Source organism: Pedobacter sp. ok626, assembly GCF_900100435.1.
Taxonomy (GTDB): domain Bacteria; phylum Bacteroidota; class Bacteroidia; order Sphingobacteriales; family Sphingobacteriaceae; genus Pedobacter.
This window is the reverse complement of sequence record NZ_FNEX01000003.1, coordinates 94,602-112,101: the sequence shown is the minus strand read 5'-3', so window position 1 is coordinate 112,101 and position 17,500 is coordinate 94,602. Positions and strand designations below refer to the sequence as shown.

Here is a 17,500-nt window from a genome sequence, read left to right as displayed (position 1 = left end):
GAACGATGATGCTATTTTTTCTTTGGTTTGACGATATAATAAGTTTTCTCATCCAATCTTAGGAGTGCAAGATCCAGACCTTCGGCACTGTAATAGTCCACCGGCCGCGCCCCGCATCCGCCATCGGCATCCTGGGCATAAAGGCTGTCGATCTTGAACCTCGCCGTGTCGTCCCGATAAAAAATCTGGAAGTATCCCGTGCCGTTCCATCGTACCTGCGAACCGGTCCCACATTCCAGTCTGGCTGTCTTGTGGAAGTACTCCAGTCTGACTGCGGCCGTGTCTTTCTGCAGCTCAGTTATCTCATTTTTGCTGTCCGGCCATCCTTCTTGTACCAGCGTCTTTGTGCCGTCGAATATCCAGAAATATGCGCTTTTGGAATCTGCAGGCCTTACAAGGCCTTTGTCGAATATCAGGCTTTCGCTACTGTTAGTCAGCTCTGCTGCATCCAGGCTGTCTGCGATCTTACCCTGCTTGTCGATCCTGAAGATCTTGAAAAGCGGTGCATTCTTATTTGAACTGGCATAGTGCAGGCTAATAATAAGCTCGCCTCTTTCCTCTAGGTAGTAGGGCTGCGAGGCGGTATAGTCTGACCCGGCATCCAGCAGGGGCGATATCTCCAGATCCTGAGACTGCAGGCCCTCGCCGAGGTTTTTGTAAGTAGTATATTTCGGATCAAGCGGGGGCTGGCTTATCTTTTTTGCCCAATAGAAGGCAGCTGCGCTCAGCACGAAGGCCACAGCCACCGAAAGCGCAAACAGCATATTGGCATTAAAAAGAGACCTTGGTGCTGGGATATCTTTCGGCAGTGAAAAATATAACCCGACTCCAATGATGATTGATACTACAGTGATATATAGCAAGTGCGAGCGGAAAAAGCCGCTCAGGGCGGCCACATATCCCGGGGAGTCTGCAAACGCAGGCATGGAAAAGCTTCCGAATGCCAGCCAGAAGAGCAGCAGGATGCACAGGAATGGGAGCAATATCATGCAGACCGCATTCGGGTAAACCAGCCCGGAAACGGCCATATGCGCAACGAGCCTTACGATCAGCGTGCATATAGCAATCGCCGCACCACATAGGAGCCAGAATGCGATCGCACTGCCAAGGCTCAGGAAAGACCCGCCCTTGCCGGTGTAATAGAAATAGGTGAAGAGAAGAATGGCTGCTGCAACCAGGGCCGACTTGATGTTCATGCTGAGATTGTTGATCATCGCCACCCAAGAGCAGGTGCCACGTGTTCCAAAATAGCAGACAGTACATGGATATTGTAATCTACACCCAAAGTGTTCGGAATAGTCAAAAGTACAGTATCCGCTTCCTGTATAGCCTCGTCCTGAGCCAATTCCCTAATGAGCTGATCGGGTTCAGCCGCATAGCTCTTACCAAAGACCGCCCGTTGAGTAGGCTCGATATAGCCAAAGCTATCAGCGCTCTTTCCCTGCTGTCCAAAGTAATACCTGTCCTGATCGTTAACCAGTGCAAAAATAGAACGGCTTACCGAAACCCTGGCCTCACGTTCGTGTCCTGCTTTTTTCCAGGCATCTTTATAAAGTCTAATCTGCTCGGCCTGCTGGATATGGAAAGGCTTACCGTTTTCATCGAATTTCAAAGTAGAACTTTGCAGGTTCATTCCGTTTTCGGCCGCCCAGACTGCTGTAGCATTGGATGCAGCTCCCCACCAGATGCGTTCTCGCAAGCCTTCGGAGTACGGTTCCAATCTTAACAGACCAGGAGGATTTGGAAACATCGGACTCGGATTGGGCTGAGCAAAACCTTCGCCCTTCAACTTATCCAAAAACTCCAGGGCCTTTTCTCTTCCCATATCCGCATCATTTTGACCTTCCTTAGGAGCAAAACCGAAATGCCGCCAACCTTCGATGACCTGTTCGGGAGAACCTCTACTAATACCCAGTTGCAAACGCCCACCCGAGATCAAGTCGGCAGCACCTGCATCTTCTACCATATATAAGGGGTTCTCATAGCGCATATCGATGACGCCCGTGCCAATTTCTATTTTGTTGGTCTTTGCCCCGATTGCCGAAAGCAGTGGAAATGGTGAGGCAAGCTGCCTGGCAAAATGATGAACCCTAAAGTAAGCACCATCTATACCTATTTCCTCTGCGGCAACAGCAAGATCAATGGACTGAAGCAAGGTGTCGCCTGCTGTACGGGCGAGATACGAGGGATGGTCTGACCAATGACCGAAGGATAAAAACCCTATTTTTTTCATTTTTCCAAGATTACATTCAAAGTTACGAAAGTTTAGGATAGGTCATAACCATGGATGAGTTTCGGTCTATTGCTCATTCCTCATTAGATAATATAGGTAGGAGCAGCAAAGCAGCATACCACTGATGACCATCCAAAGTATATTATAACCATAATTTTCTGCGATAAAAAATCCTGCTGTTGGGCCAACAAGTTGAGCTACAGACCAGCACAACATATATCCTGCAGCATACAGTCCTCGGTTAAACTCATTGGAGCGGTTCATCACAAAGGTATTGATGAAAGGTAAAGCGAACATTTCTCCAATGGTAAATAAAACAATACACAAGGATCCTAATACTACAGGATGGCTGGAAGGCAATAATAACACAAGGAAACAAGCCGCAATAAAGAAAACACCTACAACGATGAAGAATATGGGTGACCGTTTTTTCTCGATTTTATGAATCATCACCATTTCGAACAACGCAATGATAATTCCGTTTAACCCCAGGATTAAACCAATCATAAACTCATCAATTTTCCATACTTCCTTAAAAAACACAGGAACCACTCTAAATACCAGGAATGCGCAAATGATAAAAACGGTACTTAGCAATATAAATTTGATAAATACTGGGTCTTGCCATGGTTTTCTCACTACCAGATCTTTGGTTTTTTCTTTAATGGCTTTTCGATAACCCTTGATTTTTGGAAGGAACCATAGAATGCAGAGTCCGGCAATAATGCTTACTGTTCCATCTACAAAGAACAACATTTTGTAGTCGTAAGAAGCAATTAAGCCACCCATACTTACACCTACAGCCCATCCGATGTTAGTAGCAAGACGGTTTAATGAATAAGATCTTGTTTCTAAACCAGGCTTCGCATAAGCAGCAATGGCAGCAAAGTTTGCAGGGCGGAAGGCTTCAGAGAAAAAGCTGATGACAACAGCAAGTACACATAGGGTATGAAAATGTGTGACATTAGCGAAGACCAGAAAGAATATGCCACTAACTATAGCTGCGACAACCTGTACTGGACGGAAACCGACCACATCAGTGAGCTTGCCACCGGCAGCAGAGCCCAGAATGGAACCCAGTCCGAAGAGGGTAATGATAAGCCCTGCATCCGACGCCGGTCTATGCAATGACTGTGTAACAAAAAGTCCCATGAAGGGGACTGCCATGTATCCGCTTCGGTTTATGAGCATTACAATACTCAGTATCCAGGTTTCGCGGCTTAATCCAGTAAAAGATTGTTTATAGGTGTTAGAAATCTCCTTAAATAGCGACATAATAAGTTAGTCCGACAAAGATAGCAAAGCTTATTATTTAAAAGTTGTTTCCTTTTATGGATTTGGTGTTTATGAAGATAAGTTATTTTAAATTTGGTACTATATTTAAATATTGTATGCTAGATTTCTATTTGTTGGATGATGATGAGAATGCTCCGGGCTATCCTGAAGAAGCTGGGATAAATATTGTTGGTAGTATAGATTTTGAGACTTTTGAAAGGCTAAAAGCAAAAAAGATCATTCCCGAAAGGTTTGATTATCATTCGGATTTTCGGTGGGATATGTCCTTGGTTCAGCAAATCCGGAGTAATATTCAAAAACAAGCACCTAATGATAGTGGTGTAGGGCCATTATTGCAATTGCTTGATATCGCTAAAGCGCATGGTAGCGGATTAATGGCTTTTGCTGATTGACGTATAAACAGATAAACATGGATAATATACTAACAGAAAACGGTATCCTTGAGCAGGAAAATAAGCTTTACAGTGCAATCAAAGATTGCAATATCACCGCGCTTGATGAGTTGCTGCATGATGATTTGTTGTTCATTCTCCCAAGCGGGGAAACAATAACTAAGGAGCAGGATCTGGATACCTATCGCGATGGAGCATTAAAGGTTGACGAACTTCTACCAGAAGTTGAAAAACTAAATATTATCGGTGATATGGCGGTGATCACATTGATCATAAAATTGAGTGGAAAGTTTAATGGTGTACCGTTTGAAGCTGGTTTTCGCTATATCAGGTTTTGGAAAAAATTCGGTGATGGGATTAAAGTAGTAGGCGGAAGCGGAAGTGCTATTTGATCGGTGTTATTACTGATTACATTAGAAGCGCATCACATCTGTGTCTGGTGGAAGATGTCCGAGCAATCGGGACATGGTCATGGCCTGGCCTTTATGGTGAAATTCATGGGTAATGACATGTGTAAAAATACTGTAGGCATCAGTTTCAATGTATTTTTCCGTCCATTTATAACCTTTAACCGGCTGAGTTGGATCTGCGGTGAAATGCGCGATAAAACGGCCCATGATTTCATCAACCCCAGTAAACAGGTTTTTGATTTGGGATATATTTAGGGGCTTTTCCTGATCGTAATAGGGATAAGAGCCGTTCAATGCAAAATTGCCTGCCCATGCTATATAAGTATTGGCGATATGGACATACATATAGGAGATGGTTTTGTCGTTAAAGATTGTAAGCGGCTTAGCCATATCATCCATAACGTTTTCTTCCAGGAACTGAAAAACAACAGCTCTGGACTGCTGAACCAATGTATATTGCGCGTATAGTAAATCTGACTTCACAAGATGAATGTATGAAAAATACTTTTGTGTCGGAGGTTTGTTATTGCTGGTTTTGTTTTCTCCATGCTTCCAGGCTGTGCTCGGTGTCTGCTGCCGGATCGTAGACGTTTATTTGATACTGGGGATAGATGTATACCCTAAATATCAGGAAGCGGGAAAAGTTGTCGGCTTCCCGGGTTCCGGTTTCAACAAGGTAGTAGTTTTTTCCCTCCGAGGGTCTTTCGGCAATTGCTACCTGGTCAGCACCACTCTGAACTTCGGGTATATTTCTAACATCGTGCAGTATTTGTTGTTCGTTGATGGGTGCTACAAAGGGTTTTCCTTTGATTGGTTTAAAATGTGACATGCGATTTGCCGCGTACTTGCTGTCGTTGTCGCCTGCTTCATAAAGGGTATCGGTAAACCATTTTACTTCAAATAGCTTGTTTTTAAAATCATCGGTGATCATGCTGTCGGTGACCAGGGATATAGTATCTTTTGATGAATTCAGGAATATGCAGGACCAATAATCAAAATTTCCTTCAAAGTAGATGAACTGCAAGGTGTCGGTATGAATTTCAGCCTGAAGTTTTGTGTGCTTGTTTTGTGTAGTTGTAGTTTGCTTCAGGGGGTGCTCAGCAGCTTTTTTGTTTTTGCAGGCAGCCAGGAGTAGTGCCGCGACAATAAATAAGGGAAATCTTGTCATTGAGGTTTTGAATATGATTGATGTGTTCATCTCCACCAATATTAAGTAATTGAAATGCTACATTCAATTTTTTTTGTGGAGAGTTAGAAAATGTGGTTGAGCCCTAAATTAGAAATAGAATAGAATCGGTGTTCAAGAGCTGTTGGGCATTGAATTCTATGGAAAATTAATTTTATTTTTGGAGTTAAACGTAAAATAGAAAATTATGAATAGTGAACCTGTAACTTTCACTTGTACATTATGTGGGGAAAAACATGCCGGATGGCCAGCTTTGACTTTCCCATGCCCTTCAAATTATGGCGAGCTGACTGAGGAGAAAAAGCAGTACGGACAAACAGAGCTTAACGATGATTTTTGTGTGATTGATTCTCCGGATCAAACGGACTTTTTTATAAGGGTGACTTTAAACCAAAAAGTAATTGGGAACTGTGAAGGACTGGATTACGGCGTTTGGGTTTCATTGAGTGAAACAAGTTTTGTGGATTATAGTGATAATTTTGATAATGAAAATCATGAAGTGACCTACTTTGGTTGGTTATCCAATTGGCTTCCAGACTATGAATACAGTGGCTCAATTCCAATGAATGTGAACACTAAGAAAGGAAATCAGCGGCCTGAGATTGTTCCGCATGCAAACCCTGATCATCCATTCGTTCGTGATTATTTTGCAGGTATTTCGTTGGAGGAGGCAGAACGCAGGATTGCGGCAATGAGTAAAGTTATATCTTGAATCTATCCATCGATTGCGCTGCGACGAGGCAGTAAACATTATGGTTGGGCGGGAAACCCCCACTAATTTATCACAAAGCCGGGAGTTTATTGCAAAAATAGAGAACATGGTTGAAAGGAAGGAAAGCTTGTACTGGGTGATCACCTTGAAAGAGGAAAATAGTTTGATTGGTACTATTTGTTGCTGGAATTTTGATGTTCAAAATGAAATTGTGGAGATCGGTTATGAAATGCTTCCTGAATTTAGGGGAAGGGGGCTGATGAAAGAGGCTTTGAAGAAGGTTATTGAATATACATTCGATGGATTAAACGCAAAGTTGATTACTGCATTTCCGTCAGGGGTCAATGACCGTTCTGTCGGCCTGTTGGAAGCGCTTGGTTTTCAATTAGAGGATAAATGTTATAATAACAAGCATACTAATGTAACTGATATGGTTACCTATACATTAAAAAAACGAGTGGAAGGTTAGAAGAGAAGTAATTTATGGCTACACAAAGCGCAGGTTTATTGTTGTATCGGTTTACGGAAAAGAAACTTGAAGTGTTACTGGTTCATCCTGGAGGCCCGTTTTTTCGGAATAAGGATAAGGGTTGGTGGACTGTGCCGAAAGGGGAGGTGATGGCTGACGAGCAGGCTTTTGATACAGCTTTAAGGGAGTTTAAGGAGGAGACTGGTTATTTGCCTGAGGGGGAATTTAAGCCTTTGAAATCTGTGCTGCAAAAGGGTGGTAAGGTTGTGCATTGCTGGGCGGTTCTTGGTGATCTGGATGCTTCTCATATTGCTTCTAATACTTTTACTATCGAATGGCCGCCTAAATCGGGAAAGATGACTGATTTTCCAGAGGTGGATCAGGCTAGATGGTTTTCTTTGACTGAGGCTAGGATTTATATAAATGAGCGCCAGCAATCCTTTTTGGCTGAGTTAGAAAATGTGGTTAAGCCCTGAATTAGATTCGTATTTCCCTGTGGAAGTGCTGGCACTAATAGTGTTTCTACGTTGCTGGAGGCTACTTATTCAAGGACAGGAGATATCCGAAACGCTTCCGGAGGTATGGATAGGATTACATAATGTGTAGTAATCGTATTTTTTTATATCAATTTATGTAAGTGATTTACAATAAATGGCATGGAAATGTAGATAATGTAGTTTTTTAGTTATATTTGTTAAAATAATATATATCTGCTATGATTATTGAATTTAGCATTAAGAACTTCGGTTCGATCAAGGATAAACAGACCTTGTCATTTGAAGCGACCAAGTCCGATGATCTCGAAGATTACTACGTTATTCATGGGCCAAACAATTTAAGGCTTTTAAAAATGGCTATGATTTATGGTGCGAATGCCTCTGGGAAAACCACCATTTTGATGGCATTAGAATTTTTAAGAGATTTAGTTTTAGAACCTGAAGATAAGAAAACTGAATTGCTTGATTTTAAGCCATTTCTTTTTGATCCAAATACTCCAAATGAAAATTCCGAGTTAAGTATCGACTTTCTACAAAATAGCATTAGATATTCTTATCAGGTAACATTTACAGAAAAGGCCATAATTACTGAAGAACTTTATTATTTTAACCCAAATAAAGCAAGAGTTTACAGTAGGACTACTGATCTGGATAAACAATTTTCAAATATTTCTTTTGGTAGTAAAATTAAAAAAGATAAAACCTTTGATAAGGTTTTGGAAGCTAATACATTGTGGAACAATACAGTGCTTGGAGGCTTTCTAAAAACTAATCTCGAAAATCATGAATTAACAGAAGCTCAAACGTGGTTTCAAGTCTACTTAAGGCCTTTAATTCTCACCAATACTTCATTAGGAGGTTTTATTACCAGGAATATTGATCATGGTGGAATTGAAAAGAAACATGTAGTAGAGATTCTTAAAAAAGCCGACTTCCATATTTCTGATATCATTATTAGTAAAAGTGAAGAAAGCATTCCAGATGGTCTTATTGAATTCTTGGAAAAAACGGATAAGATAAAAGAAGTAAAGCAGGAAATTGAAAATTTGAGAACAAGAGGCAAGGTTACTGCTATGGATGTCAGTCTCGAACATTATGTTGAAGGGGCTAAATATCGGCTTCCTTTAGAATTGGAATCTCAAGGCACGAGGAGATATTATGGATTCGCGGGTTTGTTGGCCTTGTTGATCAAAAATTCTGTTGTATTTCCAATTGATGAATTGGAGTCTTCGCTACATCCAGACCTATATTTACATTTTATACTTTCATTTTTGATAAATGTTAAGAGCTCACAGTTGTTATTTACTACTCATAATAGAGAGTTGTTAAATAGAAGAGACGTTTTTAGAAATGATGTGATCTGGTTTGCGAACAAAGGCGAGTCTTGTGCTACCGAACTTTATTCTCTTGCTGATTTTAATAGTTCTGTGATTAGAGATACAAGTAACGTTTATAATGCATATAAAACTGGTAAACTGGGTGGTATACCTAATCTTGGTGATTACTACATAGATCTTGATAATGAGGAGTAGTGCTAATATATCCTTTAAAGGGAAAAAGACATATGCTATAATAGTAGATGGAGAGACTGAATTTAGGTACTTTCAAATGCTTTTGAGAAATAACAGATCGCTAAGTGTACACTTGAAGCCAGAAATTCCCCAGAAGAAGAAACTTGCAGATCAGTTTGAAAATGTAAAAGAAAGTGCCAGACACTACGACAAAGTGATTTGGATAGTTGACCTGGATGTTATTTTAGCTGAGGATAAAAAAACTAAGAAAGGGAACAAACCAGCGATGGTTCAGTTTAGGGAGTATTGCGAAGCCCTTAAAAAGGAAAAAAATGTAATGGTGATTGTAAATAATCCGTGTTTTGAATATTGGTTGTTGCTTCATTTCGAACCAACAACCAAATTTTTCAGCAAGTGCGATGACGCTATCAGCCAATTAAAGAGGCATTTACCAGACTATGCAAAGACCGAAAAATTTTACACCAAACAAGACAATGATATTTATCTAATGTTGAGGCCTCGTTTAAAAACAGCAATTGCAAATGCTAAAAAAATAGGGTCTTTTTCATTTGATAATCCCCATACAGGAATGTGTGAAATGTTTAATTTTTTTAACCTTGATCAAATTAATACAGCCATTTAATTGAATTAGGTAGTCAATCGATCAGTTGCAGTCATTTCTGTATGAGGATTTTAAAGGCTTTCAAATGCACAAACAGTTCCAGGTTCAATTTCATAGGGGGGCAATTCAGGAAGAAATACTCTGGAAGAAAACATGCCTTCTGTAGTAATTTTGTCTCCTTTTACACGAATCCAGCTACCTTCTCTTAAACCCAATACAGGTACCTTATTGAAGACATGAAACTCTTTAATCCGGGTTTCTCTGGTCTCTCCATTATGCTTTGAATTGGGGTCAGGATCCAGGTAATGTGCATTTAAATTAAAAGGAATAAGCCCTAGTGTATTAAAACTTGGTGGATATACTATGGGCATATCATTTGTGTTCTGCATATTTAAACCACCTATATTACTTCCAGCACTGGTACCTAAATAAGGAACGCCATTTTCAACAACTTCTTTTAAAACATTCATTAGTTTCTGGTCGTGCAATTGTTTTACCAATAAAAACGTATTGCCACCGCCAGTAAAAATGGCTTCAGCATTTTTCAATGCATGTGCGGGATCTTCGAAACGGTGTAATCCCTTTACTTTGATCCCAATTGGTTCAAAAAATTCAGCTACTTTTTGCGTGTATTCATCATGACTAATGCCACTTGGTCTGGCATAGGGTACAAAAATAAGTTCAGAAATCCCTTGAAATAAAATTTCCACTTCTGATTTCAGATATTCAAGATAAGCTTCACCAAATAAACTTGATGTACTGGCTAGAATTACATTTTTCATATGGCGAAGCTAATGAAAAATTCTAGGCTAGGAATAGGATTAAATAGAGATTAAGTTGTTATTTTGTAATTGTATGGCGACACTAAAATTAGATTACCAGCAGGATGATTATGAATCGCTGCAAGAAGGTGAATTGAGCATAAAGGAGTTCTTAAATGAAGTTTTGTTTAGCGGAAGTTATAATGATGAAAGCCCCGAAGATGAGTTGATTGGACTTTTGCTGGCTTATCATTCAGAGGAGGGTGGCGCTCCGATAGTTTCAGATCTTGAATTGGATGATGTGGAGTATGATGAGGAAAAAGGAACTGGAAAAGCTTATTTCTCTTATCTTCTGGAATATCATTTTGCCTGTTCAGACATGGATTCGGAACGTACTGTTGAGGAAGCTGTAGATTTTGTGATTGATGAAGAGTCTGCTGAAGTGACTTTTACTTTTATAGATCTGACTACACGCTCTACTGCTGATGAGTTTTAACTTTTATTTTTTAAGTTTGCCGAAACTAATATTATTATACTATGAGCGAGCTTGAAGAGGCTGCATTTGACGAGCTAGATCTATTATTAAGTGAAATTGCTGATTATAAAAGGAAAGTTCATGCAATGGTGAATCGACAGTTTTTTTTAATTGAAAAAGCGCTATCCAATGCAATTAGAATTTATCAGTTGTTGCCAGATAAGCAAATGGGTGGCTCCAATTTAAATAGACTAGAGCAGATGATTGCAGAAAGGAAATCGAAGATCAATGCAGATTTAATTCCTTTATTTGAGAAGTTAGGCGATCAAGGAAGGTTAAAGCTTGTTATTGGTTTTAGGACGTCATTGGATCGTTTACAATCCATAATTGACAGTAAACCTAGATGATAACAATGCATATATATGCATTGTTATCATCTAGGTTTACTATGCAGCGGAATATCCGATAATATTGGATTTGTATTGGTCAGTATGCTCTTTTTGTTGTGCCCTTAAATAACTCAAGTAATTTTGCCTTCGCCTTCCTGGCCTCATAATGAAAAGCGCCCATAGTAAGACCATATCCCATAATTAACATACCAAATGGAATCAGCATTTCTGGACCATAATTTCCTTCGATGATTAATTTGCTCGTCAAAAATATGCAGGCAAAAAATACTCCAGACAGCCATAATGTAATGAAAACTAAGACAAACGCCATTAGTCGCATCTTTACAACAACTTTACATCCATTCAGATCGTTGGTGATGCTTCCGTTAATGGTAGGGAGAAAAGAGTTTCTGTAATTGATGTTGCGATGAAGTCTGAATCGGTTGTTTTCGACGAATCCATAGAAATAAGGATCTGATCCTGATGATATAAATTTAAAACTAAAAGGCTTGCGCTTTTTTACTTCTTGTTCCAAAGCGGACTGCGCTTCGGCAGGACTTAGGGGACTGAAGATTTCGATGTTATCGTAAGGTAAGAGTTTCATATTGCGTTAATTGATTCGATAGACTAATATAAAAGTTATCCGCACATGTTCACAGAAAAAACACTTTGAATTATGTAAATGGGATAATGTAAGAATAGATCAATCGTTTTAAACGCCTCAAAATTTTGAGAATTCATCCAAAATGTGATAAACTATTACAATAATTAATATTTTAGAAATATTTGTATCATTTAGTTTAAAATATGTATATTTGATAAAATAAAAATGTATGTAACAAGCTAATATTATATTTTTGCCGAATCTTCAAAATATTTGAAGCATTTAGCACTTAAGAATCTCGATCTAGAAACCTAGGAAATTTCAATGGGAATGAGAGGATAAGTGAAAAGTGCTCACGCTTTGCGTGAGCTCTGCTTATTCGTTCCCGGCCTCCTAGGGCCTCTAGATCGGTAAGTGGGGCTCCACGCTTTTTTGTTTAATTATTTCTGCTTAGCGCTGAAAAATGATGAATCACCTATCATCATATCTGTAAATATTCCCTCCTTATTGGATTCCATTAATATCAGCATTAACCTGAAAATGGACCACCAAATGAAAAGATCAAGGAAACCAACTGAACATGTATTAATTAAAGCCAACTCCAGTAGTGATTCGGACCGTGTAGAATTTGCTATTATATATGCAACCGCGTCCTGGAAAGCGCTCATTAAATCTCGCTTAGAAGCGATTGGTAAATTTAAAGCTGACGAGAACTTCAGCTGTCATAGTTTTTGGGATGCCTCACTAAGCTATTATAAGACTGCGGATCATGGCGCCTTAATGAAAGAAATCTTAAGCTCGCACGAAGACTGGGCATATGTTACCTTAAGCCCGGAGGAAGAACGCACATTTCAGCATCCAGAGAATCAACAGGAAGCGCATCAGCTGCTCATCACAGCCAATGGCATCGCTCATTTTAAGGCCTATGCGAAACATACGTTTGAAGTGTATTGGACTGAAGAATTCAACTTAAATAAATTAATGGCACGCCCTCGCATCCAAAAAAAATAATTCATGCGTTAGTCCTTTCCAAGAAGTTCATTACGCTGCTTTGGAGATAAAAATTGGCACCACCAATTTTTTTACTGATCAGCTTGCCACTTTGGACATAGTTAAACAAGGTTCTATCGCCCTTACGCAGCATTAGCTTAACCGTTTGGGAATCTAACCATTTTTCTTTGTTGGCGGCTTCATACATCTGTAGTCGTGCTGCTCGTTGTTCTTCAAAATAAGTTTGGAGCATAAATTCAATGCGTTTTAAAATTATTGTCATAGATTATATTTAGGGATTTATAAAACATGGTTACCTAGGTATATGCTGTTGCTAATGTTTTTCCTATCGTCGGCGATAAAAGACAAATAGGCGTGGAGGTTTAAGCCCTTTACGTCGGCCGGCATTTCCATAAACTCTGTCATTTCGGTATAACGTGCGCCACTAAGTAAGCTAATTGCTTTGCCGCTTTCTTCTATATAAACCAGTAGCATGACCTGTGCACGCCTATCATCCCAGTTAAATACAGGATGATAGTCCCAGGTAAAACGGATACCATTGCCTTCTACTACTGCTTTTGTATTTGCTGGATTTTCGATGCTCCCCTGGGTTAAGCGTACGCCAGGGTAAAAAATACTAATCTCTGGGTACTCACCCTGTAAGGCATTTCGCAACTGATACGATTTAGCAGCGTTATTGGGAGAGAAAGGTTTGCCATCAGCAGCCCCCTCAAAACCGATTCGTACATAATCGGTCATGCTGTTGACGAAATTGTTTACTACCGACATTCGTTTGCGGCAGGTAAGTCGATTGATAGTTGGAGGAACTTTGGATTTCCTTTTTTTAGTCCTTAGATAGGCTTTTCCATAGCGCACATAACCCTCTACATTTCCCACCTTGCCATTAATGCTGCCTAATATGCCATTGTTAAGTCTTGCCATAATTTTTGTTTTTTTTTCTAAATGTAGAGACTAACTCTTTGATTGTCAAGCTAGCTGTGTTCGATCTGAGTATTGCTAAAAGAAAATCACTTGAGTTCTAATTAACCAGCGTTCAACGGAAGCTGAACGGCTCCACCCGTTGAGTGTCCGTTCAATGTCCGTTCATAAGCCGTTCAAATGCCGTTCATTATATGGGCACTTTGCTTTAACTATAAGGAAACTTCCAGACTTGATGATTAAGTTTGAATGCTCAAACTATTTTAAAAAAGTCAACTATTTTTAATATATGTTAAAAATAGTGTTCTGTGAAGTTATTAGATTTGGAATAATCAACCTTATATCAACTAACGCTATCACGATGAAAGAATACAAGAATAGCGCTCTTGTTCGCAAAGAGCTAATTAGTCCGGCCTACTACGATCAGTTTTTCAATTACTTATCTAGTATTTCTTCAGGATCCATCCAGTACCGCACACATTTAAAAGATAAATTGACAGGGTATTATAGCAAGCGGAACCCCTATTTGTTAAAAGCCGATGAGATTTGCGATAAATGCTGGTTTATCAGCAAAGGAATTGTGTTTGCCTTCTATTACGATCAAAACCACGGATTCTCGGTACACACTATTTTTGAGGCGGGTGAAATAGCCATGCTGCCTGATAGCTTTATGACAGGGGAGCCTGGTAATGTTTTTTTAATGGCTTGTCCAGATACGCACCTGCTGGAAATTAATGCAGTAGATGTAGAAGATATTTATGAACAGTATCCAGAACGGGAACGGATTACAGAGATGATTCTTGCTTATCAGGGGCGTAAGTATCAGGAGCGGGATCGTTTACTAAGATTTATTGGTAAAGATCGGGTAATAGAGTTTTATAGAGTCTTTCCCGGATTGCAGCTGACAGATAAAAAGATGATCATGCAGAAAGTAATCAGTTCGTATCTGATGCTAAGCGGCCCGAGATTAAGTAAGCTTCGCAGAGAGATTATGGACGAACAAGAATTGCAACTTGTTTAAGGAGAATCGCATTATGAAAATATCAAGAAATGATCCTTTTGATTTGAACCTCTGCATTAGAGGTTTGGGGGTGCAAGTGACTTATATGCATTCGGATGTTTATGAATTCGTTTATCATTTTACGTTTAAGAAATCTCTTAGATTGTATGCCAAGGATTTTAAAAATCCTTGGGAACAATCTATAGATGATCATGATTTCTTTCTCAAAATTGAAGATCCTGTTGTTCAAAGTGTGCTTACCGCAATGGAAAAACTTATCGACTATAAGCTTGAAATAGCCTTAAGATTCGGAATAGATGAAGTAGCAGATTTGTCGAACGAATTCATTGTTGCCCAAGCCTGGAGATTCAAAACCTATCGTTTGGTTTATAAGCAGTCTAAAAGCTATAAGAAATTAATACCCTACTATGATCGCACTTTAGCGGGTATTATAGCTACTTTATCTTTATACGCTTGTACTTTAACGGCTCAGAGTTACAAAATACCACGTGTATTGAAAGCTCAGTTAGATCTACCAGATATGGATAATTTCAGACTATTGAATCGGGATGATAACAATGTGGACTTACTCATCAACTTAATCGTGGATTTAAAGAAGAGTCTTGATGGATTTAGGGCTTTAATGATCACCAAATCCAAATAAATGACATCCTTTCCAAAAGATTTTTATAAATACTAATATTTTTAGCATTAACTTTGTTGTGTTATTTTTGTTAAGCTAATTATATTAGTATTATAAATTGGAAGTCATGGAAGCTAAACTAGAAATTCTAAACAAGCTGCGGCAGGATTTACTGCTGTGGCAAGGTTTTAAGCCTGCTGAAGGGGAAGCTGCGCAGTGTGTTGGACTTGGTGAAATTGAAGCGGCCTTTCCAGGCGGGGTATTTCCCAGAAAGGCTATTCATGAATTTATTTGTGCAGCGCCTGATCAAACGGCTGCCACTGATGGTTTTATTGCTGGATTATTGTCTGTATTGATGGCTGATGGGACGGGTTGTGTATGGATCAGTACAGCACGTCGACTTTTTCCACCCTCGCTAGCTGCCTTTAATGTCGAGGCCGACCGTATCATTTTCGTAGATGTACGGAATGATCGCGAGGTGCTATGGGTGATGGAAGAAGCATTGCGTTGTGAAGGCCTGGCAGCAGTAGTGGCTGAAGTAGATAGCTTGAGTTTAGTAGAATCCAGGCGACTCCAGCTGGCTGCAGAGCAGCAGGGCATTCCTGCAATGATTATACGCAAAGATCCCAAAAGATTGGTTGCGGGTGTGTCGACTGCGCGTTGGCAGATTTCTCCATTGCCCAGTTCTGCTGAACAGGGGATGCCTGGGGTTGGCTTTCCTCGCTGGCGCGTAGACTTGTTAAAAGTCAGAAGCGGCAATCCAGGAAGCTGGGTATTGGAATGGGAGGCGGACAGATTTTTACAGGTTCCTGCGCAAAAAGTTTTTGTTCAAAGGGTACAGGAGAAAGTTGGTTAATCATGCAGCGGAGGTTTATTTCCATATGGTTTCGTCATTTACTGGCGGACTGGCAGCTGATATGGCGGCCGGAATTAAAGGAAGTGCCCTTTGTTTTTGCTGCCCCCGATCATGGCAGGATGATCGTTACGGCGGTCAGCCAGCTTGCCGCTGAACATGAGGTAACATCAGGAATGTCAGCGGCAGATGCCAAAGCGATTTGTCCCGGTCTGGAAGTATTGGATGATAAAGTCGGTCGTGCGGGGAAACTACTTAAAGGATTGGGTGAGTATTGTATTCGTTATGCACCGATTGTCGCGATTGATGAATTCAGTATGGATGGCCTGATGCTGGAAGTAAGTGGTTGCGCACACCTTTGGGGTGGCGAGCGTGAATATTTAAAGGAAATTATTTCCAGGTTAAAAAGTAAGGGCTATACGGTTCGCCTGGCGATTGCGGATACACCTGGCGCAGCCTGGGCGGTATCGCGCTTTGGAAAAGTCACGCCGCTTATTGCTCCAGATGAGCATGTCGAAGCTTTACAGCTTTTACCTCCAGAGGCTTTACGATTGGAAGAATCAACGCTTTCTAAACTTAGAAAACTGGGGTTTTACCAGATTAGAAGTTTTATAGGAATGCCCAGGTCGGTCTTGCGCAGGCGTTTTGGTGAAGCATTTTTGCTGCGACTGGCGCAGGCGCTGGGAACAGAGGAGGAAGTACTGCAAGCCTTACGGCAGCCAGTTCCCTTCCGGGAGCGACTGGCTTCTCTGGAGCCGATCAAAACCAAGACCGGAATTGAGATCGCGATTACCAGGCTACTGGAAGTCTTGTGTAAACGTCTGCAAACTGAAGGCCTAGGTTTACGTTCCGGGCTATTGACTGCTTACCGGATTGACGGCAAAATCGTACAGATTGCTATAGGGACCAGTGGGGCTTCTCATAGTGTGGCACATTTGTTCAAACTTTTTCAGTTGAAAATCGACCAGATTAAACCTGCATTGGGAATTGAACTCTTTGAGCTCGAAGCGGTAAAGGTGGATGCCTTAGAAGTTCCCCAGGAAATCCTATGGAATAGCAAGCCGGGACTAAACAATAAGAGTATTTTACAGTTGATCGACCGGGTAAGCGGCAAGCTTGGTGCTGCTGCGGTACATCGTTATATACCGGAAGCGCATTACTGGCCGGAGCGGTCGGCAGGCAGGGCGCGTTCATTAACAGAACTGAGGGTAATGAACTGGAATATGGATAAACCCAGGCCTACAGAGCTATTGCCCCGTCCGGAAGTTATACAGGTAATGGCTTTGATTCCGGATCATCCTCCAAAATTTTTCATTTATAAAGGTGAGCAACATCAGGTGGTCAAAGCCGACGGCCCTGAGCGCATCGAAAGGGAATGGTGGCTGGATGCTGGTGAACACCGGGATTATTATCGGGTAGAGGATGCCAGCGGTCGTCGGTACTGGCTGTATCGGTCGGGACATTATGGTGCCAATCAGTCTTTTCAATGGTTTGTTCATGGATTTTTTGCGTAGAGGG

The 17,500-nt window shown here is 40.6% G+C and carries 23 protein-coding genes; 14 read left to right on the top strand and 9 right to left on the bottom strand.

Features of this window, described 5'->3' with window-relative positions:
* Nucleotides 1–11: 11 nt before the first annotated feature.
* The 3 genes from BLS35_RS04800 to BLS35_RS04790 all read right to left on the bottom strand — a co-directional run bounded on the left by BLS35_RS04800 (nt 12) and on the right by BLS35_RS04790 (nt 3,508).
* The gene (locus BLS35_RS04800) at nt 12–1,196 is read right to left on the bottom strand and encodes a hypothetical protein (RefSeq protein WP_132225932.1); all 1,185 of its coding nucleotides are present in this window, start codon (nt 1,194–1,196) and stop codon (nt 12–14) included.
* Between the two features lie 14 nt (nt 1,197–1,210).
* The gene (locus BLS35_RS04795) at nt 1,211–2,233 is read right to left on the bottom strand and encodes an LLM class flavin-dependent oxidoreductase (RefSeq protein ID WP_090778361.1); all 1,023 of its coding nucleotides are present in this window, start codon (nt 2,231–2,233) and stop codon (nt 1,211–1,213) included.
* A 66-nt stretch (nt 2,234–2,299) separates the two neighbouring features.
* Nucleotides 2,300–3,508 (bottom strand): MFS transporter, encoded by a 1,209-nt coding sequence (locus BLS35_RS04790; protein WP_090778359.1) that lies wholly within the window; start codon nt 3,506–3,508, stop codon nt 2,300–2,302.
* A 116-nt stretch (nt 3,509–3,624) separates the two neighbouring features.
* On the opposite strand from BLS35_RS04790, the gene BLS35_RS04785 reads away from it, so the two are divergent.
* On the top strand, nt 3,625–3,921 hold the full coding sequence (locus tag BLS35_RS04785) for a hypothetical protein (protein WP_132225931.1): 297 nt from the start codon (nt 3,625–3,627) through the stop codon (nt 3,919–3,921).
* Between the two features lie 17 nt (nt 3,922–3,938).
* Nucleotides 3,939–4,313 (top strand): nuclear transport factor 2 family protein, encoded by a 375-nt coding sequence (locus tag BLS35_RS04780; protein WP_090778354.1) that lies wholly within the window; start codon nt 3,939–3,941, stop codon nt 4,311–4,313.
* Nucleotides 4,314–4,334: 21 nt separating this feature from the next.
* Here BLS35_RS04780 and BLS35_RS04775 read toward each other — a convergent pair whose 3' ends face one another.
* Nucleotides 4,335–4,814 carry a DinB family protein gene (locus tag BLS35_RS04775; protein WP_165973221.1) on the bottom strand — a complete coding sequence of 160 codons (480 nt, stop codon included), beginning with the start codon at nt 4,812–4,814 and terminating at the stop codon, nt 4,335–4,337.
* A gap of 40 nt (nt 4,815–4,854) precedes the next feature.
* Nucleotides 4,855–5,499: a hypothetical protein gene (locus tag BLS35_RS04770; RefSeq protein ID WP_132225930.1), complete on the bottom strand. Its 645-nt coding sequence runs from the start codon at nt 5,497–5,499 to the stop codon at nt 4,855–4,857.
* A 205-nt stretch (nt 5,500–5,704) separates the two neighbouring features.
* Between BLS35_RS04770 and BLS35_RS04765 the strand changes: the two genes are divergently transcribed.
* The 5 genes from BLS35_RS04765 to BLS35_RS04745 all read left to right on the top strand — a co-directional run bounded on the left by BLS35_RS04765 (nt 5,705) and on the right by BLS35_RS04745 (nt 9,349).
* Complete coding sequence (locus tag BLS35_RS04765) at nt 5,705–6,229, top strand: DUF2199 domain-containing protein (protein ID WP_090778348.1); 525 nt, start codon at nt 5,705–5,707, stop codon at nt 6,227–6,229.
* Between the two features lie 40 nt (nt 6,230–6,269).
* Complete coding sequence (locus BLS35_RS04760) at nt 6,270–6,698, top strand: GNAT family N-acetyltransferase (RefSeq protein WP_090778346.1); 429 nt, start codon at nt 6,270–6,272, stop codon at nt 6,696–6,698.
* A 14-nt stretch (nt 6,699–6,712) separates the two neighbouring features.
* Nucleotides 6,713–7,174, top strand: a complete 462-nt coding sequence (locus BLS35_RS04755) for an NUDIX hydrolase (RefSeq protein WP_090778344.1) — start codon at nt 6,713–6,715, stop codon at nt 7,172–7,174.
* 239 nt (nt 7,175–7,413) lie between these two features.
* On the top strand, nt 7,414–8,727 hold the full coding sequence (locus tag BLS35_RS04750; RefSeq protein ID WP_090778342.1) for an AAA family ATPase: 1,314 nt from the start codon (nt 7,414–7,416) through the stop codon (nt 8,725–8,727).
* On the top strand, nt 8,717–9,349 hold the full coding sequence (locus tag BLS35_RS04745) for an RloB family protein (RefSeq protein WP_090778340.1): 633 nt from the start codon (nt 8,717–8,719) through the stop codon (nt 9,347–9,349). Before BLS35_RS04750 ends, BLS35_RS04745 begins: the two co-directional genes overlap by 11 nt.
* Before the next feature lie 50 nt (nt 9,350–9,399).
* Here BLS35_RS04745 and pepE read toward each other — a convergent pair whose 3' ends face one another.
* Nucleotides 9,400–10,110 (bottom strand): dipeptidase PepE, encoded by a 711-nt coding sequence (pepE, locus tag BLS35_RS04740; protein ID WP_090778338.1) that lies wholly within the window; start codon nt 10,108–10,110, stop codon nt 9,400–9,402.
* Between the two features lie 73 nt (nt 10,111–10,183).
* Here pepE and BLS35_RS04735 point away from each other — a divergent pair, with 73 nt between their 5' ends.
* Together BLS35_RS04735 and BLS35_RS04730 are read left to right on the top strand one after the other, a co-directional pair.
* A complete protein-coding gene (locus tag BLS35_RS04735) occupies nt 10,184–10,585 on the top strand; it encodes a hypothetical protein (RefSeq protein ID WP_090778336.1) in 402 nt (133 codons plus the stop codon).
* Nucleotides 10,586–10,626: 41 nt separating this feature from the next.
* Nucleotides 10,627–10,971 carry a hypothetical protein gene (locus BLS35_RS04730; RefSeq protein WP_090778334.1) on the top strand — a complete coding sequence of 115 codons (345 nt, stop codon included), beginning with the start codon at nt 10,627–10,629 and terminating at the stop codon, nt 10,969–10,971.
* Between the two features lie 79 nt (nt 10,972–11,050).
* Here BLS35_RS04730 and BLS35_RS04725 read toward each other — a convergent pair whose 3' ends face one another.
* Nucleotides 11,051–11,557, bottom strand: coding sequence for a hypothetical protein (locus BLS35_RS04725; protein WP_090778332.1), 507 nt, complete (start codon nt 11,555–11,557; stop codon nt 11,051–11,053).
* Nucleotides 11,558–12,109: 552 nt separating this feature from the next.
* On the opposite strand from BLS35_RS04725, the gene BLS35_RS04720 reads away from it, so the two are divergent.
* On the top strand, nt 12,110–12,568 hold the full coding sequence (locus BLS35_RS04720) for a hypothetical protein (protein ID WP_132225929.1): 459 nt from the start codon (nt 12,110–12,112) through the stop codon (nt 12,566–12,568).
* A 1-nt stretch (nt 12,569) separates the two neighbouring features.
* Here the strand turns inward: BLS35_RS04720 and BLS35_RS04715 are convergent, their stop codons facing one another.
* Together BLS35_RS04715 and BLS35_RS04710 are read right to left on the bottom strand one after the other, a co-directional pair.
* Complete coding sequence (locus tag BLS35_RS04715; RefSeq protein WP_090778328.1) at nt 12,570–12,830, bottom strand: MerR family transcriptional regulator; 261 nt, start codon at nt 12,828–12,830, stop codon at nt 12,570–12,572.
* Nucleotides 12,831–12,847: 17 nt separating this feature from the next.
* Nucleotides 12,848–13,489, bottom strand: a complete 642-nt coding sequence (locus BLS35_RS04710) for a DUF6266 family protein (protein WP_090778325.1) — start codon at nt 13,487–13,489, stop codon at nt 12,848–12,850.
* A 358-nt stretch (nt 13,490–13,847) separates the two neighbouring features.
* On the opposite strand from BLS35_RS04710, the gene BLS35_RS04705 reads away from it, so the two are divergent.
* The 4 genes from BLS35_RS04705 (at nt 13,848) to BLS35_RS04690 (ending at nt 17,496) form a co-directional block, all read left to right on the top strand.
* Nucleotides 13,848–14,507, top strand: coding sequence for a Crp/Fnr family transcriptional regulator (locus tag BLS35_RS04705; protein WP_090778324.1), 660 nt, complete (start codon nt 13,848–13,850; stop codon nt 14,505–14,507).
* A 13-nt stretch (nt 14,508–14,520) separates the two neighbouring features.
* Nucleotides 14,521–15,150: a hypothetical protein gene (locus BLS35_RS04700; protein ID WP_090778322.1), complete on the top strand. Its 630-nt coding sequence runs from the start codon at nt 14,521–14,523 to the stop codon at nt 15,148–15,150.
* Between the two features lie 106 nt (nt 15,151–15,256).
* On the top strand, nt 15,257–15,985 hold the full coding sequence (locus tag BLS35_RS04695) for an ImuA family protein (protein WP_090778320.1): 729 nt from the start codon (nt 15,257–15,259) through the stop codon (nt 15,983–15,985).
* 2 nt (nt 15,986–15,987) lie between these two features.
* Nucleotides 15,988–17,496, top strand: a complete 1,509-nt coding sequence (locus BLS35_RS04690; protein ID WP_090778318.1) for a Y-family DNA polymerase — start codon at nt 15,988–15,990, stop codon at nt 17,494–17,496.
* The last annotated feature ends 4 nt before the right edge of the window (nt 17,497–17,500 follow it).